The sequence below is a fragment of the Psychrobacter sp. UBA3962 genome, from assembly GCF_002385225.1.
Taxonomy (GTDB): domain Bacteria; phylum Pseudomonadota; class Gammaproteobacteria; order Pseudomonadales; family Moraxellaceae; genus Psychrobacter.
This window is the reverse complement of sequence record NZ_DGDC01000023.1, coordinates 83,883-109,022: the sequence shown is the minus strand read 5'-3', so window position 1 is coordinate 109,022 and position 25,140 is coordinate 83,883. Positions and strand designations below refer to the sequence as shown.

Below are 25,140 nucleotides of genomic sequence, written 5' to 3'. Positions count from 1 at the left end.
CTTAACTGACTGGCATTAAGCCTAAGCTGGGTTTTTATGGTCGTTTGAAATTATCAAGTTAACAGCTAATAAATTAGTATGATAATTCAGCGCGACGGTTTTCAGCATGAGAGGCTTCATCAGTACCAGTAGCCACTGGACGGTCCTCGCCATAGCTAATGGTTTCAACGCGAGCATCGGTAACACCTTGAGAAGCTAAGTAGTTTTTAACGGCTTGCGCACGGCGCTCACCTAAAGCATGGTTGTATTCACGGCTACCGCGCTCATCGGTATGACCAGCAACTAATACAACGGCATCAGGATAATTCTTTAAGAAAGCAACTTGTTCGTTTAGAACATTAGCAGCTTCGGCATCAATGGCACTGCTGTCAAAGGCGAAGTGAACAATGCCGCGTACATTTTGGGCAGCAGCTTGTACTTCTGCTGAGTTATTTACTAAAGGACCGGTTTGATAGGCTGCATTACCTGGCACTGCCATAGGAGCTACTACAAACTCAGAAGTTTGAGGTTTGCTAGCACAGCCTACTGTGGTTAAAAGAGCTGCTGAAAGTAGACTGATTGCCGAAATTTTTAATGATGAATACATATTAGATCCTCAGATTCCTAAAAAGTGTTGTGAGCTTATGTTCTTACTTATGTTGTTGTAACTTGCTCATTAACCAACACCACATGAATGGCCAAATACAATTATTGTAAATATAGCACATTTAAAAGCAGATGTTACTTTATGTAAGTAGTTTTACTGTAAATTCATATCAGGATAATGACAAAGTTTCAAAAATTAAACAAGCATTTTATCTGACTGATGCAGCGGTAAAGGCGAGTATTATGGTAAAACTTTAATAAAAGTCCTAGTTCTTCACACTACCATCTATATTTATCAAAATTTTCAGGGTTGGCCCAGTATTTGGCATTCAGCCAATCGGGTCGCTGTTTATAGTCATAGAGATTAAATTGCCAACTCACAAAATCTGGTATCTCATCAGAAGTTTCAATGGGGTGAGCAATATAGCCTAAGCAATTAAAGTTAAGCTCACTTAATGGCGTATAAGTCAGTAATAAGCTTTGTTCGGCAAATAAATCTCGTAGTCTAATAGCAATACGGCTGTAGGTTGCAGTATTGGCTTGTGCTTGAGTCTTATCCCTATTAGATTCAGAATTCAGCTCGAAAGGCTGTACTAAACATCCGAGCGTATAACGTTTATTGAACGGCCTAGCCTCAAACTCAGTCAGTGTTAAGCTATCAATGATAAGCTTTGGATTGTCTTTTATTAATAACTGATAAAGTAGTTCATTGATCTGATCATCACTTATCAACAACATATTAAATGGCGAGCTTTCTTGTTGGTTGCTCTGTGCTTCAGACTCTACAGGTAGGGTCAATTGATGAACAACTTGCAGAATGTGAGCAGCAACATTATTTAGATATGAGGTGAATTTTGGGCCGGTTGTTAATGACATAGTTTGCACTTAAAAGAATGAATTATTTGCCGATCTAGAACAATAGAGGCAGTAGGGTATAGATAACATATTTTACCCCTAATGGGTTTAAAAACAGGCAGAATGTTACAATATAAAAGCTACTATTACCGCTAAATAAAGACCACTAAAAAATAAAGAGATCCCTATGACAGATTTAATTAATACTGATGCCAAAGACAATGCCATGATTGTGGATAGCCTAACACCAGATGCACCGGAGCATAATCCTGAAGCGGTCGAGGCAACGGTTGATGATGGTATACAGAAAATCTATCTAAAAGACTATACCCCGCCAAGCTATTCGGTGGAAAAAGTAGAGCTGGACATCAAGCTTTTCGAAGATCATGCCACGGTCGATAGCGTGTTGACCATGAAAAGACAACATCCAGGTGATTTGGTGTTGCTCGGTCAAAATATGGAACTGACAGCAATCAGTATCAGTGATAAGGCATTGGTAGAAGGTGATTATCAACTTGGTGAGGGGCAGTTGACTGTCTCTGATGCCCCAGATGACGCTGTGGTAAAAATCAGTGTGCGTCATCAACCACAAAAAAATACTGAGCTTGAAGGGCTGTATATCGCTGGGGAAGGCGATGAGGTTATGTTTGTGACCCAGTGTGAGCCAGAAGGCTTTCGTAAGATAACCTATTATCCGGATCGTCCCGATGTTTTATCGGTATTTACCACACGCTTAGAGGCGGATAAGAAGTTTCCTACCTTATTAGCCAATGGGGATCTTATCGAGTCTGGAGAAGTGGAGGGTGACAGCAATCGTCATTATGCGATATGGCACGATGTGAGTAAGAAGCCAAGCTACCTGTTTGCTTGTGTCTTTGCAGATTTAGCAGTGTTAGAAGACAGCTATACCACCATCGAAGGTCGTGAGGTTAAACTACAAATTTATGCAAAAGCTTATGATATTGATAAATGTCATGTTGCGATGCAAGCGTTAAAAGACTCAATGCACTGGGATGAGGTTAACTACGGTAGAGCCTATGATTTAGACCGTTATATGATTGTGGCGGTGAGTCAGTTCAATATGGGAGCCATGGAAAATAAAGGTCTAAATATCTTTAACACCTCTTGTGTACTATCAAGTCCCGAGACCACGACTGATGCACGCAGCTTTAGCGTGAAATCTATTATTGCTCATGAATACTTTCATAACTGGACTGGAAACCGTGTGACTTGTCGCGATTGGTTCCAGTTGTGTTTAAAAGAGGGGCTGACAGTCTATCGTGATCAGTCCTTCTCAGCTGATCATCAGTCGCCTGCAGTGCAGCGCATCGATGACGTGTCTATGTTGCGCGCGTATCAGTTTACCGAAGATGCAGGTCCTTTGTCACACCCACCGCGTCCAAGCAGCTTTGTGGAAATCAATAACTTCTATACCACCACGGTCTATGAAAAAGGGGCAGAGGTGGTGCGTATGTTGGCCAATACTTTAGGTGAGGAATACCGTCAAGGAACAGACACCTACTTTGAGCGCTATGATGGTCAGGCAGTAACTGTGGAAGACTGGCTATCGGCATTAAGTGCCCAAGGTAAATCTGTTGAGCATTTCATCGATTGGTACACTCAGCCCGGTACGCCTGAGGTATCAGGACATCAAAGCTTTGAGTTAGGGGAAGATAATGTTGGCAAGCTGACAGTGACTTTATCGCAAAAGACGCGTCAGGTAGAAGGCTATGAGGCGCCAAAAGCATTGCCTATTCCTGTGGCTACGGCCTTATTTGATAGAAGCAGTGGCGAGCTACTCGAAGAGCGTTTGTTAATGCTAGAAGAAGAGACACAAGACTTTGTGTTTGAGAATGTGAGCACCGTAGAGGGTATTGAGCCCATCGTCTCTGTATTGCGTGATTTTAGTGCTCCGGTTCAAATGAAGTATCAATACAGTGAAGCAGATTTGGCTTTCTTATTGGCTCATGAAGCCAATGGTTTCAACCAGTGGCAGAGCGCTCAAGCCTTGGTAAATAAAATATTATTGCAAAATAATGAGCCAGACGTATATCTACAAGCGGTTAAAAAAGCGTTCTTAAGTTTGGTAAAAGAAGATGCGATGTTAGCGGCTAGAATTTTAGATATTCCTGCTGAGCGTGAGTTGGCTTCAGCGGTTAATAGTGATTACCAGCCAAGCGTTATGAAGCAAAAGCGTGACCAGCTAAAAGCTAATCTGGCACAGTATATGGTCGATGATTGGCAACAGGTCTACCAACAATTACCCATAGAGGATTATGAGGACACGCCGCAAGCCAGAGGCAAGCGAGCGCTACGTAATGTAGTGCTGGATATGGCACTTACTGCCGGTATAGAAGAAGCCCATGACTGGGCTTATGAGCAGTATCAAACTGCGCGCTGTATGACTGAGCGTTTCGGAGCTTTAAGTGCCATGGTCAACCATGAGCATCCTCAAAAGCAAGCGGTACTTGATGACTTCTATCAACGCTTTAATAAAGAAGCCTTGGTAATGGATTTATGGTTTAGTGTCCAAGCTGGAGATGAAACTGCCTCGATTGCTGATATTGCAGCCCTTATTGAGCGTAAAGATTTTGATTGGGGAACGCCTAATAGGATCCGCGCTGTTGTAGGTAGTTTTGCTGCACAGCCCACCAAACTGTGGACTAAAGAGGGCCTGCAAACCTATATCGCTGTGGTACAAAAGCTAGATGAAACCAACCCAGTATTGGCCTCACGTTTATTACAAACTTTATCACGCTGGTATACGTTGGCAGAGCCTGTACGCACAGAAGCTAAGCAGCAATTGCAACAATTAAGTAAGCAGGTTAAGTCGAAAAACGTTACTGAAAGTCTGCATACGATTTTGAAGGCGGGCTAGTCTGTATAATCACCGAAGCTTTTGAATCTATTTATATGAGTAAAAGCTAATATAAATAAAAACGCCCGGCATATATGTCGGGCGTTTTTTATAAGTACTGAAGGCTATAAAAGCTAAATTAGCGATTAGGTAGCACGTCCTTAACGGTGTTGCGTAAGTTTCGTAAAGAAGCAACTGTGCTGTCCCAGTCTAAGCAGCCATCGGTAATAGACTTACCGTATTCAAGCTGGCTTAGATCGCTGGTTAGTTTTTGATTGCCACCTTTTAAGTGACTTTCAATCATAAGCCCCATGATAGACTTGTTACCATTACTGATTTGCTCGGCCACGTTTTGGATGACCATAGGCTGCAAATAAGGGTCTTTACCTGAGTTGGCATGGCTTGAGTCAATCATGATTTTCACCATGGCATTGCCTTTTTCTAGCTCATTTTCAGCCTGTTCGACAGAAGACTGATCATAGTTTGGCTTACCGTTACCGCCACGCAGTACTACGTGAGCGTATGGGTTACCTTTTGACTTGATGATACAGACCTGACCATCGCTAGATAAGCCTAGGAAGTTATGACCTGATTTAACTGCATTCATCGCATTCACCGCGACAGTCATACCCCCATCAGTACCGTTTTTGAAGCCGACAGGGCACGATAGACCAGAGCTCATTTCACGGTGGGTTTGGCTTTCAGTAGTACGTGCACCAATGGCTGACCAGCTGATTAAGTCTTGTATGTACTGCGGTGTGTTAGGGTCAAGTGCTTCTGTGGCACAGGGTAGGCCTTTTTCATTTAAATCTAATAATAGCTTACGGGCAGTACGCAGACCCTTTTCAATATCAAAGCTATCGTTCATATCAGGGTCATTAATTAGACCTTTCCAGCCCACAGTGGTACGCGGTTTTTCAAAGTAGACACGCATCACGATGTAGATACTGTCTTTAAGCTCGTCTGCAAGCTTAACTAGTTTATCCGCATATTCATGAGCCGCTTTAACATCATGAATAGAGCAGGGGCCAACCACCACTAATAATCGCTTATCGGTGCCATCTAGGATGTTCTGGATAGTAGTACGACCCGTCAGTACCGTGTTATATGCAGTTTCAGATAGCGGGTACTCAGCTTTTAGGCTAGCAGGAGTAATTAAAGGGATAAACTTTTCAATATTCACGTCATCAATATCTGCTGTATGGGTAGTCGAGTTTATAGTCATATTTATATTGCCTAGTTTAAAATATTGTTAAAAAAATTGGGAAGTTAATTTTTGGTATAACGTTATAAGACAAGTTGTGATAATCATAAGAAATAACTTATAAGCTTAAATATCATGGAGTTATATAGCCCGTTCTGAGCTAGAAGTTGTTAGCTTAAATAAGTCATAACTTTTAGTTAGGGATAACTTTATTATGGAGGGTTATTCTGTGATTGACAAGTGTTAAGCTATCCTTATTGCTTCATATAGGGAATGACCCCTACAAATTTTTGTTATACTGTGGGCTCGATTTGACGATTTGTATCATGCCTGCCGTACCTAGAGTATAAGTTCCTTCTAATCCTTTGATATTAAAGTAGAGTTAGCTATGTTAGCAAGTGCTTCAGGGCAAGTTAAGCCTATAAACACTCAAGACCCCACCAAGCTGCTAGTGATTGGCATAGTTGCAGGAGAAGCTTCAGGCGATAGCTTGGGGGCAGACTTTATGGCCCAAGTAAATGATCTCATTGAAGATGTGGTCTGGGTAGGAGTGGGCGGGCCGAAGATGAAGTCACAAGGGCTACAGTCTTTATTTCCCTTAGAGCGCTTAGCAGTGATGGGTTTGGTAGAGGTAATGTCGCAGCTTCCTGACTTATTAAAGGCGCGAACAGAGTTGGTTTCTGCTTTTATTGAAGCCCAAGTAGATTGGTTCATCGGCATTGACGCCCCAGACTTTAATTTGAGAGTGGCTAAAAAGCTAAAACCGAAAGGTATCTTTTGCGTGCAGTATGTGAGCCCCTCGATTTGGGCTTGGCGAGAGTCTCGTATTGAGTCGATAAAGAAAGCCACCCACTTAGTATTGTGTCTGTTCCCATTTGAGCTTGAGGTGTATCAGCGTCACAATCATCCTGCAGTTTGCGTTGGCCATCCTCTACTACACAATCTGCCAAAAGACTTGGTAGAAATTGAAACTCATGAACAGCGACGTGAGCTGATTTGGAACAACTCAGAGCTGCATAACTTTTTTGCCAATCGTAAAGAAGATATTAGCCAGATGATTTGCTTGATGCCAGGCTCTAGACGTTCAGAGATTAATGCTATTTTGCCCTTAATGTTAAATGCGGTGAGTCGACTGTTATTGGTTGATGAGAAGCTGTGCTTTGTTATTCCCACCATAGATAAGAATCATCAGTACATCGTAAAAGATTTAATAGAGCGCCAAGATGAATCTTTGAGAAAAGCTGTGGCGGTAGCTTATGATGAAACGCAGCAGCAACAAGACTTTAGCCAGTCCATTATGGCGATGTCAGATCTCATTGTTTTGGCATCAGGCACAGCCACCTTAGAGGCTATGCTACTTAACCGCCCGATGGTCGTGGTATATCAGATGAAGAAACTGACCTATGCCATAGCCAAACGCTTGGTAAAAGTGCCTTATGTGTCTTTGCCCAATATCTTGGCAGGAGAAAAGATTGTGCCCGAGCTGCTTCAGGAGCAAGCCAATGGAGATAGTATCTGCCGCACGGTAACACGGTTGATGACACCTCAGGCTTATCAAGAGCAACTAGATCGTTTAGAGGAGACTTCTACTTGGTTAAAGCAGCAAAGCAGTCAGAGTGCTGTGTCAGCTGTGGTAAATGCTTGGCATGATCATCTCAACCAAAATCTTGTTAATAAGTCATAGGACTAATACGGCCCGTTAACCTCTATTTTTATTAATCACTAAGTAGTTTTTCAATGACCCCTTTTTATCATACCTTAACCGAAATAACCTTACTCTCATCTACCGCCCAAAATAACTTGCCGATGCCTTTGGGAGCCCCTATTATAATTGAGGGAAACATCAATCAACAGCTATTAGACAATGAGCTACACAATCTTAAGCAAGACTTAAACACACCAGCTACTGAGCAAGTTTCTCAGGGTGATAGCTTACTACAGTTTGATATAGGCATTGATGAGGTAGGGCGGGGTCCTTTGTATGGCAGTGTGGTAGTATCAGGAGCAATTTTACCTAAGAGGTGGTCTTCTGAAATTGAGCAAAACCCTTTGCAGGACACGGTCTTATCGACACTTACGGACTCCAAGAAATTAACCGAGTCAAAGCGTGAGCGTCTTTTTGACCCCATTAAGCAGCAAGCTTTGGCCTATATAATTGTTGAAATACCTGCTGCAGTTATTGATGAAGTCAATATTCTACAAGCTACTATGCTTGGTATGAGAGTAGCCGGCGAGCAGCTGATGATTGCGATTGTAGACACCTTGCGCTCAACTGTGACACCTTCAATTGAGCCAAACGTTCGCTTTAATCTATTAGTAGATGGTAATAAATTACCAGATTTAGATTGGTCGTTTTTACAACGATATGGGGTGGGTAACTTCCCTGGTTCCAAGTGCTCGGTTTATGGTGAAGCTTGGGTAAAAGGGGATGCCCGTCACAGTGCCATAGCCGCAGCGAGTGTATTGGCTAAAGTCAGTCGTGATAGACAGCTTATCGCTGATGGCGCTACCTATCCAGGCTATGGTCTTGAGGGGCATAAAGGGTATCCAACCAAAGCTCATATTGACGCCATACAGCAATTGGGTGTATTACCACAGCACAGGCGCAGCTTTAAACCGATACAGCAAGCTCTTGAACAACACCGATAAAAAAACAGACGCTTCAAGCGTCTGTTTTTTTGGCAATGAATCTACTAAAAGACTATTTACGCTCAGTTTCAATGGGATGCTGCTTTAGGTGCTGGTGTAGAATTTTGCGTAAAGTTAATACTGCCTCTGGAGTATCTTGAATGCTATGACCGCCTTTAATAATGGTTTCTGAAGCAGCCCCTTCAAGATGAGAGCTGGCATAAGGAACAATTCCATCAGACAAGGCAGGAGTAACTGATTGAGCAATATCAGTAGTAGCCTCTTTGATTTTATTAGCGGCATCTTGACCGGCGCTATTCTCACTGCTTGTTGCTGTATCGCTTGAGTTCTCAGCCGCACTCTCCTCAGAGTCTTCTTCTACGAAGCTTGGCAATTTACTGACACCAGCAGTAAGTACATCAGGGGCTGTCTTATCTGACAAGCTAGTACTAGGCGCTGTTGTCAGCTTCAATCGCATGAATCCATTGTAGATATCCGAGTCTCTATTAGCAATAATGGAGTGATAGGTCACATCATCAGCAATTTGTAAATCTGCAGTCAGCTTCATAAAAGACGACTTGTCACTTAATTGACTGGCACCATTTTGGAAATAAAGCGCTCCAAGAGGGTTACTAGCAAGCTCACCTTCACTGGCAATACTGGCTAGGTTACCAGTAATGGTTTGGATAAAACCGAGCGGCAAATGCACCACACGTCTTAACAGCTGGGTAAACCATCTATCAGCAAAATCTGTTCCTCTAAACGGAGCAGAAATAAAGACCGCGGTATCGACACTTTTTAGCTGCTTTAATTGCAATCTATTAAGCACATTCTCTCTATCCAACTCATTGTTAACCAGCTTACTAAGGCGTAAGGAGCTTTGTTCTTGGCTCAAGCGGTGGAAATTATCTTGAAGGTTCTCATTAGAAACCAACATGCGTCCAATAACTGCGCCCATGCTATGACCAATCAATACTGAGTTTTGGCTGGCTATATGCTGTGAGTTAGGATCATTAATTTTGTAGGCGCTCTCAATGAGCTCTTGTATTCTGTAGCGGTTTTCTAAAATAGGAATATTTGTGGGATAAAAGATTTGCCATACTTGATAGTTATCGCGCAGCTCGTCATCACTGGCGATATCGTTGGTAATACTGATCCAAGTGGCTGGGCTTGAGGCCAATCCATGCAGCATAATGATAATGCGTTTATTGGGGTCATAAGGCTCAAGCATGAATAGCTGAGGCAACACTAAGCTTTGCTGCTTAGATAATAGATTGAAGTAGCCCACATTATCTAATCTATTTTCAGCCAACCACATGCCATAACTTGCAGAGAAGTTAGCCGCTAAATAGTAAGGCTTACCAAGAATATCTACACTTTCAGTATGATGCGGGTTGTATAAATTAATGTCGTAACAGTTACTGTCTAAAACCTCTTCTAGAGTAGTTCCGTGGGGTATTACTAAGCTGGTCAACAGTAAGTTACCGGTCAGATGAATTCTATCGAGTGGGTTTTCTGAGTTTAGTTTTTTATTGTCTGAAGTGATTAGGCCTTTTACGGAGGTATCCAGACGCTCATCAAATAAGGTAACGTAGCTAATACCAACGCCTTCACGTTCACTGATGCTATTTAGGCCGGAGAAGCTTAAGTCATGGCTAGCATAAAGCGCATCAATACTCTTGTTATGAGTTTCGGTATTTTGTAGGTACTCAGGCTCATTGGGCAAATAAAGATCGATAGAAGTCGTTACCCCTTGTTTGATTGAAGACTCAAAATCAGTAAAGGCTTCATCATCATTACCAGATGAGGTTGAGGGTTCTCCCTCTTTTTTAGCCGCTCGAGTGTTAGCTAGGTATTTATCTTGCTCAATAGGTGGAAAGGTAAAGTTAAGAACCTTTATTTGATCTCCATATTTAACCCCATTAGCATCATCTAATTCATTGGTCTTAGAGGATTGGCTATCACTGACCAGCTGTGGATTGATAAACGACGTTACTTTATCCGCTTGCTGAGTATAATCTTTATTAGCATACAGCTGCTTGAGCAGGGCATCAGAGGCGGCTTCATAGACATCTTGAGTTTGAATGTCTAAGTTACTCGATAATTTATTAGGTTTATTTTTTATATTAAGCTGTGTCGCGGTACTAGGGTTTAACTGAGCGTAGAACAGATAGGCGTAACTGTATTTAATGGCGCTTAATAAATTATCTCGATAAGCGGTATTGCACTCCCGTAAATACAATAGAAAATCCGCATATTGTTCCTCTGTTTTAGGGGCATTGGCATAGTAAGGATCAATAGGGGGGCGGGTGATTCTTTGGACACATTTCTCAGATTCAGCAATGGATTTAGCTTTGGCTAAGTGCAGCTCGGCCAATAATGCCAAATGTTCTTTATTATTCTTATTTAAGATGCCTTTATCCACTCTATTAAGGCATTTATTAAAGTCCTCCAAACACTGATCTTGAGGCATACCTATCGAAAGCAGTTGAGAGGTGCTTTTATTACTTAAGTCAGACCGAGTAACAATATTACCTCGGTTATTGGCAATGGTTCTACTGGAGTCTTTTTGGCTAACAGAAACGGTACTACAAGAAGCCATAACTAAAACGCTTGAGGCTAAAGCAAGGCATGTAGCCAGTTTAGATGTTTTGAAATTACTATACATAAATAGGGCCATAATCAATGACTTAGACAATAAAACTGTAATGTTTTATTTATTTAAATAAATAGAGACAAAGGGTGGGTTGTCAAAATTAATAATACCTTATTTTTGAGGAATTAGTATGACAATAGCAAAGAAAACATCAGGCAGGTTTAGGCTGTAGACAAGTGATAATTGAAAGCTTAAGAGATAATAGAGTAGGTGCCAAAACAATAAAGCCACAATTAAGTGGCTTTATGTTTAAGTAAAATAAGATCGGTTACTGCCAGTAAAAAGAACATCTTGCTATCTTTTCATTGGTCTTTTATTAACCTTATTTGGCCACAGGTAAGTCCCAAATATAGTATTTACCGGCTTCTACAATTTCAATTTGCTTAGCAATAGTGGCGTCATTAGGATGTTTTTGCTGTAAAGCTTTCAAGCGAGATAGTGCTGCAGGGCGGTTGTCATTAAGCAAGTCTGCTTGGGCTAAACTTTGCTCAGCTTCTTTGTAGCTTTGAGAGGCTGCTTTCATTAGGTATTTTTTACCCTCTTTAAAGCCACCGCCTTCAGACAACATCATACCATAGATAAAGTTTGCTTCAGCACTTTCAGGCTGTCTATCGATTGCTTTAGCGATAAAAGTACTACCACGTACTGCGAAGTCAGAACCTAAGTCTAAGTTACGACCCATGCCGTTTAATTTAGCAGCTCTTAGTAATACTTCATATGAAGCATTTTCATCTTCAGCAAAAGGACGTAGCCACTGCTCCAACTCTTTTAACTTCTCTTTGGCATAGTAAAGATCAGATTTACTATTGAAGTTTGGTGGATAGTGACGAGCATTGGGGCTGATCTCATCAATAAAATCATCTAATAAGCTCACATCCAACTGATCATTCGGGTTGATACGAGTTTTAGGGATTACTACTGTGGCAATGTAGTTAACATCTGATACCGAAACCGTTGGGGTAGGAATACCAGGTAACTGGGTCGCTGTGATGTCTACCGAATTAATTAAAGGATCATTTCTTAATTCATTGGCATCATACTTAACCTTGAAAACTTTACCACCTGTGGTGTCTGCCTCGATGGCAGCAGCTGTATCAGTAGTATCATCTACTACCACTGCGCTGCCAGGAGCTGTGCTAGTACCAGAGGTGGGTAGAGACTCACAGCCTGTAGCGACCAAGCTTACTAAAAAAGCGCTTGAAATAAGTTTAGCAGATACCGATTTATTCATTATTAGGTCCTTATAATCAATATTAATTAATGATGCGGGTTATATATCCAAAATTAGACAACTAGAACAGCAGTTCAATCTATCCGACTATTTGATAATCATTGGCTCAACAATCTGATAAGTATTGACTCCACAATTGAACTCGCCAGCTAGAATTATTCAGTATAATAAGTGCTATAAGATAGCAACTTTATAGAAGGCATTAAAGGGGTCAGTTGTAAACTTTGATTATCATTTGCTAGTAAGAAGGTTATTTTATTTAGTTTAATAAATCGTTAAATAACAACCCTTCCAAGTCGAAATCTACAAATGATAAGCCAAGCCCTTCATGCGATTGGCCATCCAGCGCATGGACACTCTAACAGGGGCTGATAGCGCTTTACCACCATGATTAAGGGCAGCCTCACGATGCTCAAGTTCTTCAATATTCATTTGGGCCAAAATCTCTTTACTGCGAATATCTTGTTCTGGCAATAAGCTTATGTGCTCTTGTAAATGCTCACTAACTTGAGCTTCTGTCTCAGCGACAAAACCCAAACTAAATTCATCAGAAATAAGACCAGCAATGGCACCTAAGCCAAATGATAGCCCATACCAAACTGGGGTAAACACGCTAGGGTGGCTGCCCAATTCATCCAGACGAGTCTCACACCATACCAAGTGATCAATTTCTTCATCAGCAGAATGTTGCATGGCTTGTTTAACTTGGCTGTCTTTTGCGGTAAAGGCTTGACCATGATATAGGCCTTGAGCGCAGACTTCACCGGTGTGATTAATACGCATAAGCCCCGCCACATGGCGAGACTCATTGATAGAAAGCTCAGGCATTTCATCAGAGCTGACAGGTAGGGGGCGCGCAGTCTGATTTGAATGGGGGATTATGGAGCGCAAACTGCTATCAAAACCAACAATAGCACGATCAATAATACTCAAATTTTTTGACATAACGAGCCCTTATCTACTTGTTATTGATTTAATATCGTCAATATTTATTTACTATTATCACTGTTTAGCTAGTTATTAATACAATCCTAGTTACTAACTTAAACCCAGTTAACAACACTGATTAATACAGATACTGGCTAAGCGTGCAATAATTATAGAATATTCAACTCAGCTTATTTAAGCTCAACTGAAGCCCCATTTTCAATATTTGCATAGACTTCAAGTACGTCCCAGTTGGTCAAACGTACACAGCCTGCAGAAGCTTGACGGCTAATACCTTCTGGAACTGGAGAGCCATGAATACCGTAAGAAGGTTTAGATAAGCCCATCCACACCACACCTACAGGGTTGTTAGGTCCTGGAGGAAGCATGAACACTTCTTTTTTATCACCACTTTTTACAGTAGATTTATACCAAGGCATTTTCACTTTATTAACAATCTTGAAGGTACCCGTCGGTGATGGAGTTGCCGTACTACCCACAGTCGTTGGATAAGTGGCTACCAATTTATCTCCGTTATAGGCATATAAAGTTTTGGTTGCCTTGTCAGCCACCACACGATTAATTTTAGCCTTTAATGGGGTGCCTACGTTAATAACGGTAATGGTTTCGCCTTCGGTAAAGCTCTTACCTTTATTTAGCTTTTCAAGATAGCGAACATCCATGTGGAAGCGCTCACCTAACATCTCTTTAATGTTTTGATAATACAAACCTTTCATCTTAGATTTGGCTTCTGAACCAGAAGGAGTCTGCGCGAAGTTGGTATTAACATCGTCTTTGGTTAAAGTGTATTCGACCAATACCGGCTGATTTGGGTCGATATTCTTGGTCAAAGCACTCCAAGTTGCTGCGTTCATTTTGCCAGTGCTAGGTAAGCCTTTCATGGTCTGGAAGTTAGCCAAAGCTTTGGTACTGTTCATACCCCAGCCACCATCGATAGGACCTGGTGAAGCATGGTTCCAATCTAATAGGGCTTGCATTTTCACAGTCATTGCTGTGTTTCTGCGCATATTTGGAGTCCAAACCGCACTGTTTACCGCACGAGCATAGTTTGAAAGGTTGGTAGTTTTATAAATTTTACCGTCTTTATTTTCGATACTCTTGATAGAGTCATCGTCTAGATTTGGGGTAGCAATTGCTACGGCCTGGCCCGATTCGACATCATCTTTGTTTTGTTCAGCAATTTCATTGTTGACCTGAGCCTGAATGGCAAAATCGTCAGCATCGTCACTGGCCAATTCGGCGTTGTCATCTGCCTGCTTTGCTTTTTCGGCGGCAGCACTTTGTTTCTGGTTTTCAGTGTCATTGATTAACTTCTGAAGGCTATCTACTGGCTTAGCCTTGGGAGTTGTCTCAGCAATTGCGGAGCCGCTAAAAGCAAATAAGGTAGCTGCAACAGCAGTGGCAAGTAGCTTAGGAGCGAATTTAGTAGGCATTTTGGTAAGGGTAAGTTTAGCGTTCATAGTCATACAGTTATTCACAATAGAAAAGGTGCTGCTATTATGCGATGAAAAGCAGCTAGTGGCAAATGTTTACCACAAAATTGAAAGTAACCGTAACAATTGTGCTATCTAAAGCCCCTCTAGATTTAGGAAGAGGTAGTTTCTATAGTGGGAAAGAGATTATCACCCTTATTGAAAGGCAATATATTGATTAAAAGAGAGCATTTTGATAAACACAGGGTCAAAGAGTAAAGTGTCGAATGACAGTTACAGTACTCTGTAAAACCCAGTACTTTGCAGAATTTCTACTTTGTAAAATATAGTTCCTTACAATAATAGTCTCTCTTAAACAATGTTGGTTATAATGGAGCAACCTGTAGAGCTGATTCGAGCTTTTTATTAATATCAGATTTTATGATTATCAGATAGAATGAGTCACGAGAAGTTTTACTTTAGAAATTAACTCAGTAATGGGAATAGCAGATTAACTATGTCAACAGACCACTCAAATCTAGACAACACAACCGACTCAAAAGCCTCTTTATCGTCACTGGATGCTCAAGCCTTGCTGGCTCAAATCCAAGGGTCTGAAGAAGCAGACTTGTCACAAGGTGCGTTCGATAACTCGTTAAATGGCGAGTTTGATGAGCTTTTGGCTGCCAGTCATGAGGCTACCGAGTCCCTTTATACCATTCGTGATTTTATCCGCTTTTGTGTAACTCAGCTGCGTACTTATGATGTGGTGGTGGCACAAGGCACCAATGATGTTTTCGCAGAAGCGGCCGCGATTGTATTGCACACCTTATCGCTTGATTGGTCTGCTGATGAGCAAATCCTTGACTGCCGTCTTACCCCTTCAGAGAAAGCTGAGGTATTGACCTTGTTGCAGTCGCGTATTGTGTATCGTCAACCTTTAAGCTATCTAGTTAATTTGGCTTACTTTTGTGACCTACCTTTTTATGTGGATGAGCGAGTGCTTATTCCAAGATCACCTATCGCTGAATTAATTCGTCAGCAGTTTTATCCTTATTTTGAGACCAACGAGATTGCTCAGCCTTTAGGAGCAGACTCAACGCCAGATCTCCCTTCTTTTTATTTACATGGGCTAGAGAATAAACAGCTTTATCAACCAGAGCGTATTTTGGATCTTTGTACGGGTTCAGCTTGTATTGCAGTCGCCCTTGCCAGCAGATTTAGAGATGCCCTAGTGGATGCGGCAGATATTGATAACTCAGCACTAGAGGTGGCAGCGGTCAACGTAGAACATCACGGTATGGAGCATCAACTAAATCTTATAGAGTCTGATTTATTTGAAAAGATTCCTGCTGAAAATCAGTATGAATTGATTGTCACCAATCCTCCTTATGTAGATGCAGCAGCAATGGCCGAGCTTCCTCCTGAATTTATTCATGAGCCAGAGCATGCCCTGGCTGCGGGTCAAGATGGCTTGGATTTAGTTCATAAGATTTTAAATGAAGCCGCGGACTATTTGTCACCAGAAGGTCTGCTAGTCTGTGAAGTAGGGGATAGTGATTGGGCGCTACGTCAGGCTTATCCTGAAATTCAATTTAATTGGTTGAGCTTTGCCCGCGGGGGTAGTGGTGTTTTTGCTATCGATCGTGATGAATTACTAAATCATCGTCATTTATTTGCAGCCCAAGTGGCACAGCTAGATTCGTAACAGTTAACGTAACGCACTGCTCATCCATAGATAGGACTTGTGAAAGTGACACAGCTTGATAAAGTGGATGGGTAAATTTAATTAGAAAAAATGAGCATAAGTTATGGCAGGGAATAGTATTGGACAGGTGTTTAGGGTAACGACATGTGGCGAGTCACATGGCGAGGGGTTATTGGCGATAGTTGATGGTATTCCCCCAGGTATGGCACTAAGTAGCGCTGACTTACAAGTCGACTTAGACCGTCGTAAGCCGGGCACTTCTAAATTTGCTACCCAGCGCCGTGAGCCTGATGAAGTGGAGATTATTTCTGGGGTATTTGAAGGCAAAACCACAGGCACCTCGATCGGCTTATTAATTCGAAATACCAATCAAAAGTCAAAAGACTACAGCGATATCAAGGATACCTTTCGCCCAGGTCATGCCGACTATACTTATAGCATGAAGTATGGCTTTCGCGACTATCGAGGCGGAGGTCGTTCTTCAGCCCGAGAAACAGCCATGAGAGTCGCGGCTGGCGCGATCGCTAAAAAGTACTTGCAACAGCGACTTGGGATTACGATTCACGGTCATGTGGTACAGATGGGTAATGAAACTGCGAAGGTACAAGACCTGGCCAATATTGATTGGCAGTTTGTAAATAGCAATCCTTTTTTCTGTGCAGATGCCGAAGCAATTCCAAGATTTGAGGCCTTAATTGAGCGTTTAAGAAGAGAGGGCACCAGTTGTGGAGCAAAGCTTGAGGTTATCGCCTCCGGTGTTCCTGTTGGTCTAGGGGAGCCTGTCTTTGATCGTTTAGATGCTGACATTGCTCATGCCATGATGAGTATCAACGCCGTAAAAGGGGTAGAAATTGGCGATGGTATGAGTGTGGCTGAGCAGTTTGGACACAGCTCTCGCGATGAGTTAACACCAGAAGGCTTCACCGCTAATCACTCGGGTGGTATTTTGGGCGGAATATCTTCAGGCCAAGACATTAAGGTGAGCATCGCCCTTAAGCCCACCTCTAGTATCACTACTCCAGGCAAGAGCATCGATGTAGAGGGGAATGCCATCGAGATGCTGACTAAAGGTCGTCACGATCCTTGTGTTGGTGTTAGAGCCACCCCCATTGCTGAAGCTATGCTGGCCATCGTATTGCTTGATCATTATCTCCGTCATCGGGGACAGAATGCGGATGTTACCCCGCCAGTGTCTGCCATTACTTAAAATCACTGCTTAAAAAGGTATGCTTGTTGAGAGTCCACTGCTGCGTAAGTGGCGGTGGACTATCGCTTGTAGCGCAGACTGCCTGCATACCTTTGGGTCGTGAAAAACACAGCCCCAGTCTATTGCTTTAATTTCATATCCTTTCAGTTTTTCGCTCTTTATATTACCTTTGCTTTTTTAAACTTGTTAGATAAGTAGCAGTTTGGTAAAAAGTGCTGTAAAAAATAAAACCAGTACCAATATCTATAGTAAGAAGACTAAGAAGACATTTAGTAAGAAGTTTAATGTTGATAGGAAAATATATAAATAAGGGACAGGGTAAGATAACCCGATAATAAACTGCAATTTATCCAGTTTATTTTTATCTAGTTTATTAAGGCTTACCCTAGATAAAGGAATAATTATAAATAGAGGTTTTTATGACTGACCAAAATTTTGATAATGATTTAGTGACCAGTAACAATACTAATATTAATAATATGGAAGCCAATGCTCAGTCGGCTCAGGTCACAGACGAGCAAGTTATTAACTGGATAAAATCACGTCGTAGTATTGGCAATTTAACCATACCAGCCCCGAAGCAGCCTCAAGTTGAAGCGGCAATTGAATGTGCGATGACGGCCCCTGATCATAAAAAGCTACAACCGTGGCGCTTTATTATTACCGAAGGCCCAAGAAGACACGCTTTTGGTCGGGCACTATTAGCAGCAGCAGAAGCAAAAGCACTGCGTGAAGGAGCAGAGCTTGATGAACGTACCGCTGAAAAGACATTAAAGATGCCTCTAAGAGCACCTATGATCATCACTGTGGTCACCCGTATGCAATATCATGAAAAGGTGCCGGCTTTTGAGCAGCTATTGAGTACAGGAGCTGCAGTACAAAATCTAATATTGGCCTTAAAGGCACAAGGATTTGATACAGTTTGGCGCACAGGACCTTTAGCCAATGAGCCGGCGGTTAAAAGTTATTTTAATGTGGGAGCAGAGGACTATGTCACCGCTTTTGTGTATGTGGGAAGTAGCCATTGCCAAATGCCAAGCCGAGGTAATATCGACACTGCAAACTTCATTACTCATGACTCAGAGTAAATATATGATTCAGAATAAGTAAATGAAAGATTGAATCGCATCATCAACCCCTTATAATAAATACATTTAAAGAAACTTAAATCTGTTAGAACTATAGAGAGCAAGCTTATGTCAGCTGACAAAAAAAATAGTGAAATTGAAGATAAAAACATGGACCAAGCTGAGGCTACAACCAATACAGACACTACCGATGACGTAGAGTCGGAGGAAGAGAAGCCTTTATTTAACTCAGGTATTTTAGCCAGTCTTTTTGACAAAGCTACTAAAGTGGGCGTTAAGGCTAAGCGGGATCAATCAGCCCTTAATACTGAAGAGATCGAAAAAAAGGCGCGTAGTAATATGAGTAGTCCGGAAGGGATTACCCCGCCACATCAGCTACGTTTGGCTTTTTTAGGGGGCGGTAGCTTCGGTACAGCTATGTCGAACTTAGCAGCCCGTAATGGTTGTGACTCAACCTTATGGGTTCGTAATAAGCGTACAGTGAAGTCTTTGCAAAGAAGCCGAGTGAATAAAAAGTATTTACCAGGCTATACCCTAGATGAGCGCTTAAAGTATGAGCATGATTTAAAAGCTGCTGTGCAAGATAAAGACATTATTTTTGTGGCAGTACCCAGCTCTGCATTTAGAGAGACGCTAAGAAATATTCGCCCTTATTTAACAGGGCAGTCTATTGTGTCTTTAACCAAAGGCATGGAGAAAGATACGTTTAGTTTGATGAGTGATATCATCGAACAAGAATTGCCAGAAGTGAACTTCGGGGTAATGTCTGGTCCTAATTTGGCGGTTGAGATTATGCAGAATATGCCGTCTGCTTCAGTCATTGCCAGTGACTCAGAATTCCTGCGTCATGCGGTTCAATCTGCTCTGCACAGTGTCTTCTTTAGAATATTTGCCTCTGATGATATTAAAGGTGTTGAGCTTGGCGGTGCGTTAAAGAATATTTACGCCATCGCTATGGGTATGGCCGCCTCTTATAATGTGGGTGAAAACACCAAAGCCATGCTATTGACCCGTGCACTGGCTGAGATGAGCCGTTTTGGTGTCGCTTCTGGAGCCAATCCTTTAACTTTCTTAGGTTTATCGGGGGTTGGTGACTTATACGCAACCTGTAGCTCAGAGCTAAGCCGTAACTACCGCATTGGTAATATGCTGGGTAAAGGCATGAGTTTGGAGGCAGCCATTAAAAAACTCGGTCAAACCGCCGAGGGGGTCAATACCATTCAACAAGTGCATGAAAAAGCGATGAAACTGGGTATTTATATGCCCATTACTCATGCATTACATGCGGTTATATATGATGATCAAGCTGCGCTAGGTGTGGCCTTACACCTAATGGAATCTGGCTTTAGAAGTGATGTTGAGTTCGTTATGCCCCATGAATATAGTAATGAGGCATTAAATGCAAAAATAACCGCAGGCATGCCAGATAAATAGGGCGGATAAAATTATGAAAATTATTTTAATGCGTCATGGTGAGGCGGAATATCAAACTGAGCCAGATTCACAGCGCAATCTAACTGAGTTAGGGCAGCAACAGGCCGCTGAGACAGCGCAGTATATTGTAGAGAACTATAATCCTGATGTTTTTGTGGTTAGTCCTTATGTTAGAGCGCAGCAAACCCTTCAGGCGTTAATCGCTCTTAAACCTGATGTGCCCGTGAAGGTGCATTCAGACATTACTCCAGATGATGATGCTATGCAGGCGTTGCACGGTTTAATGGATATGGAAGGGGAATGCGTGGTCGTGGTGTGTCATATGCCGATTGTGGCAAAAATGGCCGCGCTGCTGACTGCGGAGACACCTGAACCCTATCAACTGGCGGAAGCCCGCGTATTTGAGGCTGAACTTATTGCAGCAGATTTGGGTAATGAAGTTGAGCGTTATGTGCCTAAGCAGCACGGTTAACGGTTAAGCAAAGTCATTTACTGCGCAATTGATTTGCTGAGCTTATTTGCTGAATTAATTTACTGGGTAAGTTAATTTGCTGAGTGAGGTAATGCTGTACAGTTAGACTGTCAGCTTATTATTAATAAAAGGGGAGGATTATGGACAATAATCGTGATACACGCCAAACTACAAAGCTGCAACAGCCAGATTTAAAGATACCTGTATCTGGTCAAGATAGTGCCTATCAGCAGCACTCCCAGCTAATAAAGACTCAGTTGAATCCTTCTCAGTCCGTTATCAGTAAATCTCAAGAAGAGTCTTTGATTCGCTATAATCATATTACTTATTTACTGTACGTATTAAGCTACTTTACAGCAGGCTTGCTATGGATAGTCCCTATCATTATGAACTATGCACGCCGTGGGCAAGCTGATTATACTTGGCTATCCACTCACTTTGATTGGCAGATTAAGACCTTTTGGTACAGTATCATCTTTGGGGCGATCGGCATTGTAATGGCTGTGATTGGTCTAGGTGGCTTAGGTCTTGGCGTATTTGCAGATAGCTCTAATGTGGCATTGGGCTCAACAGGGTTGGCCGCACTGGGCGGGCTTATTTTTCTGTTTGCCTTTATTTGGCATATTTATCGTATTGTCAAAGGCTGGATAGCTCTAACCGACAAAAGACCAGTACCTTGATAAGTTAGGGGCTTGCTACAGTGGTTTTTTAGTTGATACTAATCGATGATTTGCTACGATTATACTGGTATAATCAACAGCTTCTGAGTAGAGCACAACTCAATCTTGAATGAAAAAAACTTCATTATTTAAGAGTGCGGCTAATAACAATTCTCTCAATTTACTTACTTCATAACAGGTTATCTAGCGTTATGTCCTACGCCTTATTACGTCCTTTCTTATTTAATTTAGACCCTGAGCAAGCTCACGATTTAACTCTACAGCTGCTAGAAAAAGCGCATAAGACACATACCTTAGGTTTTATTTACTCTCAGCAGTCTTTGCCGACTGAATGTATGGGCTTGCAGTTTTCAAATCCAGTGGGTTTGGCGGCAGGTTTAGACAAAAATGGCCGTTATATTGATGCGCTAGCCGAGCTTGGCTTTGGCTTTATTGAAGTAGGTACTGTGACGCCGCGCCCGCAACAAGGTAATGAGAAGCCTAGATTGTTTAGGCTTAAAGAAGCAGATGCCATCATTAATCGTATGGGCTTTAATAACCTTGGCGTAGACAATCTAATCAAAAATGTCAGAAACTGTAAGTACCAAGGTAATATTGGGATTAATATCGGAAAAAACGCGCTAACTCCCGTTGAAAATGCCGCTGATGACTACATATATTGCTTGGATCGTGTTTACCCCCATGCTTCTTATATTACCGTAAATATCTCCTCTCCTAATACTAAGAATTTACGGGATTTACAAAGCGGGGATGCGTTAACTGAATTGTTAGATAGTATCAAAAATCGTCACACTCAGTTGGCCACAGACTATGGCTTTTATGTGCCAATGGTATTAAAAGTGGCTCCGGATTTAACAGAAGAACAAGTAGATTACATCTCAAAGCAGCTGATTGAGTTTGAGATTGATGGTCTTATCGCTACCAACACAACTTTAAGCAGAACTGGCGTAGAAGACTTACCGCATGGCAATGAAGCTGGTGGGTTATCAGGTCGACCTGTAGGCCATTTAAGCACTCAAATTATTAAGCAGTTTCATGAGCGTTTAGAAGATAAATTACCCATTATAGGCGTCGGTGGTATTGATAGTGGCGAAAAAGCAGTACAAAAGCTGCAGGCAGGCGCCAGTATGGTTCAGCTCTATAGTGGCATGATTTATAAAGGCCCCAAGCTGGTTCAGCAGTGTGTAGAAGCGATCACCAGTTATCGCGATATTTATTAACTTTTTAAAAAATAAAAGCTAGGGTTATTGCATGGGGTTTTTAGACATTGTCATTGCTGTAATATTGCTAGCCGGATTGTGGCGAGGATTTAACTCAGGATTTATCCGCAGCTCAATCGCGTTAGCAGGGTGGTTTATTGCCCTTTTGGCAGCCACCCGAATGGCAGATGACGTAGCCCCTTATATGGCTAACTTTGTTAGCTCCCCTGTATTACAGATGGGAGCGGGCTTCTTAGCTATTGTATTAGTAGTATTAATTGTTATTCAAATATTGACGTTACTGGTGTCTGGTATCGTAAAAGGCCTTAAATTAGGCTTCGTTGATCAGTTGGCTGGTGGCGTATTGGGAGCGGCAAAAAACGTACTGGTAGTTTTGGTGATGTTAAGTGTGTCCGCGCCGGTTATTATCAATACTGCTTTATGGCAATCCTCTGTCTTAGCTCCAGAATTACTTCCTTATGCCCCGTTTGCTAAGGAGTTTGCAACAAAAGTATTAGGGGAGGCATGGCAACAAATTGACGTGCCTAGCTCGCAACAGACCGACCAAGAGGCTATCGCTCAATAAACATTGAGTTCACAGTCAACAGGTTAGTAAGTAAATAGCTGAGCAATCAGTGATTAAGTGTAATTTAGCCACTACTAAATGAAACTTTTAACCAGTAAAGACTATTTTAAAAGGATAGAGTATGTGTGGAGTTGTAGGTGTTGCAGCACATGAACCAGTCAACCAAGTGTTGTATGACGCATTAACTGTGCTTCAACACCGTGGTCAAGATGCCGCTGGTATCGTGACCATGAAAGATGGACGCTTCTATTTGCGTAAAGACAATGGTATGGTTCGTGATGTGTTTATGACACGTCATATGATGCGGCTAATTGGTGAATTTGGTGTAGGGCATGTGAGATACCCGACCGCTGGAACGTCAAGTAGTGCAGAGGCGCAACCGTTTTATGTAAACTCTCCTTATGGTATCACACTAGCCCATAATGGTAATTTAACCAACGCTGAAACATTGGCAAAAGAGCTTTATCAAGATGACCTACGTCACCTAAATACCAACTCAGATTCAGAGGTTTTACTAAACGTATTGGCGCATGAAATTCAGGCATTAGGCAAAACTCAGCCAACCCCTGATGACATCTTTACCGCCATCAGCTCAATGTATAAGCGCCTTGAAGGGGCTTACGCAGTTGTCGCCTTAATTACCGGTCAAGGCTTGATTGCTTTTAGAGACCCTAATGGGATTCGTCCTTTAGTGTATGGTGAGCGCGTTTCTGCTGATGGTCAAACTGAATATATGGTAGCTTCGGAGTCTGTTGCTCTAACCGGTTCTGGCTTTAAAGTGGTACGTGATGTTAAGCCAGGTGAGGCAATCTTCATCGACTTAAATCATAAGTTGCATACCTATCAATGCATTGAGCCAAAAGAATACACCCCTTGTATGTTTGAATACGTGTATTTCGCCCGTCCTGACTCAATTATAGATAATATTTCAGTTTATAAAGCTCGCTTACGTATGGGTGAAAAGCTGGCCCAGAAAATTCGCAAAGAATGGGGTGAGGATCATGATATTGATGTGGTTATTCCTATCCCAGATACCTCACGTACTTCAGCGATGGAGCTGGCGCTTAACTTGAATGTTAAGTACCGTGAAGGCTTTATGAAAAACCGTTATATTGGCCGTACGTTTATTATGCCCGGTCAACAGCAACGCAAAAAATCAGTTCGCCAAAAGCTGAATGCTGTTCCGTTAGAATTTAAGAATAAAAACGTCTTGTTGGTAGATGACTCAATTGTACGTGGTACCACTTGTCATGAAATTATTCAAATGGCTCGTGACGCGGGTGCCAATAAAGTATTTTTTGCCAGCGCTGCGCCACCGGTTAAATATCCTAATGTCTATGGTATTGACATGCCTGTGCGTTCTGAACTGATTGCCTCTGGTCATACGGTAGAAGAGGTGCGTCAAATTATCGGTGCCGATCGTCTGATATTCCAAGACTTAGATGACTTGATTGAAGCGGTACAGGACACCAAGCATAGTAAAGTAGAAGGCTTTGATTGTGCTGTGTTTGATGGTAAGTACATCACTGGTAACATTACCGAAGAATACTTAAACTGTTTGCAAGAGCAGCGTAATGACAAAGCCAAAGCCAATGGTATTGAAGTGATTAATAATACTCCAGATACTCCAGTTGATATGACTGGGGTACAAGAAAACTAAAAGTCTATTTGGGGCGGCTTAAAGTATCTTATACATTTTTTAGGTCGGCCTAGTGGTTATTCTTGATAGTATAAAAGCAGGTTATAAGCATCTATGGCTTATAATCTGCTTTTTTTTTGAGGATTTTAACTTTAAATAGACATAACAAGGAAATATTATGAAATTACCAATAATTGCTAGTTCGCTTATTTTAAGTATGGGCTTAATGGGCGCTTCAGTAGCTCAAGCAGAACAGAGTACAGATCAAAAAGCACAACAAGTGGAGCAATCAAAGCAAGCTTCTACTTCTGCAATGGCCACTCACTCTAAAACCACGCCTATTTTTTATGGTACAGACGGAGAATTGCCTTTTTCAAAAGCGGTAAGAGCGGGTAATACGTTATACCTCTCTGGCGAGCTAGGCATGAAAGACGGTAAAGTTGTCGAAGGTGGGGTCAGAAAAGAGACAGAGCAAGCTTTAGATAATATCAATAAAACATTAATGAGCTATGGCTACCAATCCTCAGACTTGGTTAAATGCATGGTCATGCTGACTGATATGAAAGATTTCGCTGAGTTTAACAAAGGCTATCAAGCCAAATTGGCCAAACCATATCCTGTACGTTCTGCTTTTGCTGTAGCAGATTTAGCATTAGGTGCGAAGGTTGAGATTGAATGCATGGCTGTAAAATAAGACAGCATCTAAACTGTTAACTCTTAAACCAGTACATTCTTAAACCAAAAAGCCGAT

At 41.9% G+C, this 25,140-nt stretch carries 20 protein-coding genes; 13 read left to right on the top strand and 7 right to left on the bottom strand.

Annotated elements, in window-relative coordinates; all coding sequences use genetic code 11:
• Positions 1 to 73: 73 nt before the first annotated feature.
• Entirely contained in the window at positions 74 to 586 is a 513-nt protein-coding gene (gene pal, locus B3S92_RS06545) for a peptidoglycan-associated lipoprotein Pal (protein ID WP_077451353.1), read from the bottom strand.
• Between the two features lie 278 nt (positions 587 to 864).
• On the bottom strand, positions 865 to 1,461 hold the full coding sequence (locus B3S92_RS06540) for a DUF6231 family protein (RefSeq protein WP_296204027.1): 597 nt from the start codon (positions 1,459 to 1,461) through the stop codon (positions 865 to 867).
• Positions 1,462 to 1,627: 166 nt separating this feature from the next.
• Between B3S92_RS06540 and pepN the strand changes: the two genes are divergently transcribed.
• Positions 1,628 to 4,318: an aminopeptidase N gene (gene pepN / locus B3S92_RS06535; RefSeq protein WP_296204025.1), complete on the top strand. Its 2,691-nt coding sequence runs from the start codon at positions 1,628 to 1,630 to the stop codon at positions 4,316 to 4,318.
• A 118-nt stretch (positions 4,319 to 4,436) separates the two neighbouring features.
• Here pepN and B3S92_RS06530 read toward each other — a convergent pair whose 3' ends face one another.
• Positions 4,437 to 5,522: a 3-deoxy-7-phosphoheptulonate synthase gene (locus B3S92_RS06530; protein ID WP_296204024.1), complete on the bottom strand. Its 1,086-nt coding sequence runs from the start codon at positions 5,520 to 5,522 to the stop codon at positions 4,437 to 4,439.
• 367 nt (positions 5,523 to 5,889) lie between these two features.
• Between B3S92_RS06530 and lpxB the strand changes: the two genes are divergently transcribed.
• A complete protein-coding gene (gene lpxB, locus B3S92_RS06525; protein ID WP_296204021.1) occupies positions 5,890 to 7,185 on the top strand; it encodes a lipid-A-disaccharide synthase in 1,296 nt (431 codons plus the stop codon).
• 53 nt (positions 7,186 to 7,238) lie between these two features.
• A complete protein-coding gene (locus B3S92_RS06520; RefSeq protein WP_296204019.1) occupies positions 7,239 to 8,150 on the top strand; it encodes a ribonuclease HII in 912 nt (303 codons plus the stop codon).
• A 52-nt stretch (positions 8,151 to 8,202) separates the two neighbouring features.
• Here B3S92_RS06520 and B3S92_RS06515 read toward each other — a convergent pair whose 3' ends face one another.
• The 4 genes from B3S92_RS06515 to B3S92_RS06500 all read right to left on the bottom strand — a co-directional run bounded on the left by B3S92_RS06515 (position 8,203) and on the right by B3S92_RS06500 (position 14,430).
• Positions 8,203 to 10,731 (bottom strand): esterase/lipase family protein, encoded by a 2,529-nt coding sequence (locus B3S92_RS06515; protein WP_296204017.1) that lies wholly within the window; start codon positions 10,729 to 10,731, stop codon positions 8,203 to 8,205.
• Positions 10,732 to 11,107: 376 nt separating this feature from the next.
• Positions 11,108 to 12,016 carry a tetratricopeptide repeat protein gene (locus tag B3S92_RS06510; RefSeq protein WP_296204014.1) on the bottom strand — a complete coding sequence of 303 codons (909 nt, stop codon included), beginning with the start codon at positions 12,014 to 12,016 and terminating at the stop codon, positions 11,108 to 11,110.
• Between the two features lie 303 nt (positions 12,017 to 12,319).
• The gene (gene coq7, locus B3S92_RS06505; protein ID WP_077451346.1) at positions 12,320 to 12,961 is read right to left on the bottom strand and encodes a 2-polyprenyl-3-methyl-6-methoxy-1,4-benzoquinone monooxygenase; all 642 of its coding nucleotides are present in this window, start codon (positions 12,959 to 12,961) and stop codon (positions 12,320 to 12,322) included.
• A gap of 173 nt (positions 12,962 to 13,134) precedes the next feature.
• Complete coding sequence (locus tag B3S92_RS06500) at positions 13,135 to 14,430, bottom strand: L,D-transpeptidase family protein (RefSeq protein ID WP_296204011.1); 1,296 nt, start codon at positions 14,428 to 14,430, stop codon at positions 13,135 to 13,137.
• A 463-nt stretch (positions 14,431 to 14,893) separates the two neighbouring features.
• Here B3S92_RS06500 and prmB point away from each other — a divergent pair, with 463 nt between their 5' ends.
• The 10 genes from prmB (at position 14,894) to B3S92_RS06450 (ending at position 25,083) form a co-directional block, all read left to right on the top strand.
• On the top strand, positions 14,894 to 16,084 hold the full coding sequence (gene prmB / locus B3S92_RS06495; protein ID WP_296204009.1) for a 50S ribosomal protein L3 N(5)-glutamine methyltransferase: 1,191 nt from the start codon (positions 14,894 to 14,896) through the stop codon (positions 16,082 to 16,084).
• A gap of 103 nt (positions 16,085 to 16,187) precedes the next feature.
• Complete coding sequence (gene aroC / locus B3S92_RS06490) at positions 16,188 to 17,291, top strand: chorismate synthase (protein ID WP_296204007.1); 1,104 nt, start codon at positions 16,188 to 16,190, stop codon at positions 17,289 to 17,291.
• Between the two features lie 479 nt (positions 17,292 to 17,770).
• Positions 17,771 to 18,379, top strand: a complete 609-nt coding sequence (locus B3S92_RS06485; protein WP_296204044.1) for a nitroreductase family protein — start codon at positions 17,771 to 17,773, stop codon at positions 18,377 to 18,379.
• Positions 18,380 to 18,487: 108 nt separating this feature from the next.
• The gene (locus tag B3S92_RS06480; protein WP_296204005.1) at positions 18,488 to 19,813 is read left to right on the top strand and encodes an NAD(P)H-dependent glycerol-3-phosphate dehydrogenase; all 1,326 of its coding nucleotides are present in this window, start codon (positions 18,488 to 18,490) and stop codon (positions 19,811 to 19,813) included.
• A gap of 13 nt (positions 19,814 to 19,826) precedes the next feature.
• Positions 19,827 to 20,285 (top strand): phosphohistidine phosphatase SixA, encoded by a 459-nt coding sequence (sixA, locus tag B3S92_RS06475; protein ID WP_296204003.1) that lies wholly within the window; start codon positions 19,827 to 19,829, stop codon positions 20,283 to 20,285.
• A 140-nt stretch (positions 20,286 to 20,425) separates the two neighbouring features.
• Positions 20,426 to 20,965, top strand: coding sequence for a DUF4870 family protein (locus B3S92_RS06470; protein WP_296204000.1), 540 nt, complete (start codon positions 20,426 to 20,428; stop codon positions 20,963 to 20,965).
• A 191-nt stretch (positions 20,966 to 21,156) separates the two neighbouring features.
• Entirely contained in the window at positions 21,157 to 22,185 is a 1,029-nt protein-coding gene (locus B3S92_RS06465) for a quinone-dependent dihydroorotate dehydrogenase (protein WP_296203998.1), read from the top strand.
• A 31-nt stretch (positions 22,186 to 22,216) separates the two neighbouring features.
• Positions 22,217 to 22,750 (top strand): CvpA family protein, encoded by a 534-nt coding sequence (locus B3S92_RS06460; RefSeq protein ID WP_296203996.1) that lies wholly within the window; start codon positions 22,217 to 22,219, stop codon positions 22,748 to 22,750.
• A 121-nt stretch (positions 22,751 to 22,871) separates the two neighbouring features.
• Positions 22,872 to 24,410 carry an amidophosphoribosyltransferase gene (gene purF / locus B3S92_RS06455; protein WP_077451338.1) on the top strand — a complete coding sequence of 513 codons (1,539 nt, stop codon included), beginning with the start codon at positions 22,872 to 22,874 and terminating at the stop codon, positions 24,408 to 24,410.
• A 157-nt stretch (positions 24,411 to 24,567) separates the two neighbouring features.
• On the top strand, positions 24,568 to 25,083 hold the full coding sequence (locus B3S92_RS06450) for a RidA family protein (protein WP_296203993.1): 516 nt from the start codon (positions 24,568 to 24,570) through the stop codon (positions 25,081 to 25,083).
• The last annotated feature ends 57 nt before the right edge of the window (positions 25,084 to 25,140 follow it).

Excerpts from the sequence above, each read along its gene's own strand:
- pal (WP_077451353.1), bottom strand. The coding sequence starts at position 586 with ATGTATTCATCATTAAAAATTTCGGCAATCAGTCTACTTTCAGCAGCT.
- B3S92_RS06540 (WP_296204027.1), bottom strand. The coding sequence starts at position 1,461 with ATGTCATTAACAACCGGCCCAAAATTCACCTCATATCTAAATAATGTT.
- pepN (WP_296204025.1), top strand. The coding sequence starts at position 1,628 with ATGACAGATTTAATTAATACTGATGCCAAAGACAATGCCATGATTGTG.
- B3S92_RS06530 (WP_296204024.1), bottom strand. The coding sequence starts at position 5,522 with ATGACTATAAACTCGACTACCCATACAGCAGATATTGATGACGTGAAT.
- lpxB (WP_296204021.1), top strand. The coding sequence starts at position 5,890 with ATGTTAGCAAGTGCTTCAGGGCAAGTTAAGCCTATAAACACTCAAGAC.
- B3S92_RS06520 (WP_296204019.1), top strand. The coding sequence starts at position 7,239 with ATGACCCCTTTTTATCATACCTTAACCGAAATAACCTTACTCTCATCT.
- B3S92_RS06515 (WP_296204017.1), bottom strand. The coding sequence starts at position 10,731 with ATGGCTTCTTGTAGTACCGTTTCTGTTAGCCAAAAAGACTCCAGTAGA.
- B3S92_RS06510 (WP_296204014.1), bottom strand. The coding sequence starts at position 12,016 with ATGAATAAATCGGTATCTGCTAAACTTATTTCAAGCGCTTTTTTAGTA.
- coq7 (WP_077451346.1), bottom strand. The coding sequence starts at position 12,961 with ATGTCAAAAAATTTGAGTATTATTGATCGTGCTATTGTTGGTTTTGAT.
- B3S92_RS06500 (WP_296204011.1), bottom strand. The coding sequence starts at position 14,430 with ATGACTATGAACGCTAAACTTACCCTTACCAAAATGCCTACTAAATTC.
- prmB (WP_296204009.1), top strand. The coding sequence starts at position 14,894 with ATGTCAACAGACCACTCAAATCTAGACAACACAACCGACTCAAAAGCC.
- aroC (WP_296204007.1), top strand. The coding sequence starts at position 16,188 with ATGGCAGGGAATAGTATTGGACAGGTGTTTAGGGTAACGACATGTGGC.
- B3S92_RS06485 (WP_296204044.1), top strand. The coding sequence starts at position 17,771 with ATGGAAGCCAATGCTCAGTCGGCTCAGGTCACAGACGAGCAAGTTATT.
- B3S92_RS06480 (WP_296204005.1), top strand. The coding sequence starts at position 18,488 with ATGTCAGCTGACAAAAAAAATAGTGAAATTGAAGATAAAAACATGGAC.
- sixA (WP_296204003.1), top strand. The coding sequence starts at position 19,827 with ATGAAAATTATTTTAATGCGTCATGGTGAGGCGGAATATCAAACTGAG.
- B3S92_RS06470 (WP_296204000.1), top strand. The coding sequence starts at position 20,426 with ATGGACAATAATCGTGATACACGCCAAACTACAAAGCTGCAACAGCCA.
- B3S92_RS06465 (WP_296203998.1), top strand. The coding sequence starts at position 21,157 with ATGTCCTACGCCTTATTACGTCCTTTCTTATTTAATTTAGACCCTGAG.
- B3S92_RS06460 (WP_296203996.1), top strand. The coding sequence starts at position 22,217 with ATGGGGTTTTTAGACATTGTCATTGCTGTAATATTGCTAGCCGGATTG.
- purF (WP_077451338.1), top strand. The coding sequence starts at position 22,872 with ATGTGTGGAGTTGTAGGTGTTGCAGCACATGAACCAGTCAACCAAGTG.
- B3S92_RS06450 (WP_296203993.1), top strand. The coding sequence starts at position 24,568 with ATGAAATTACCAATAATTGCTAGTTCGCTTATTTTAAGTATGGGCTTA.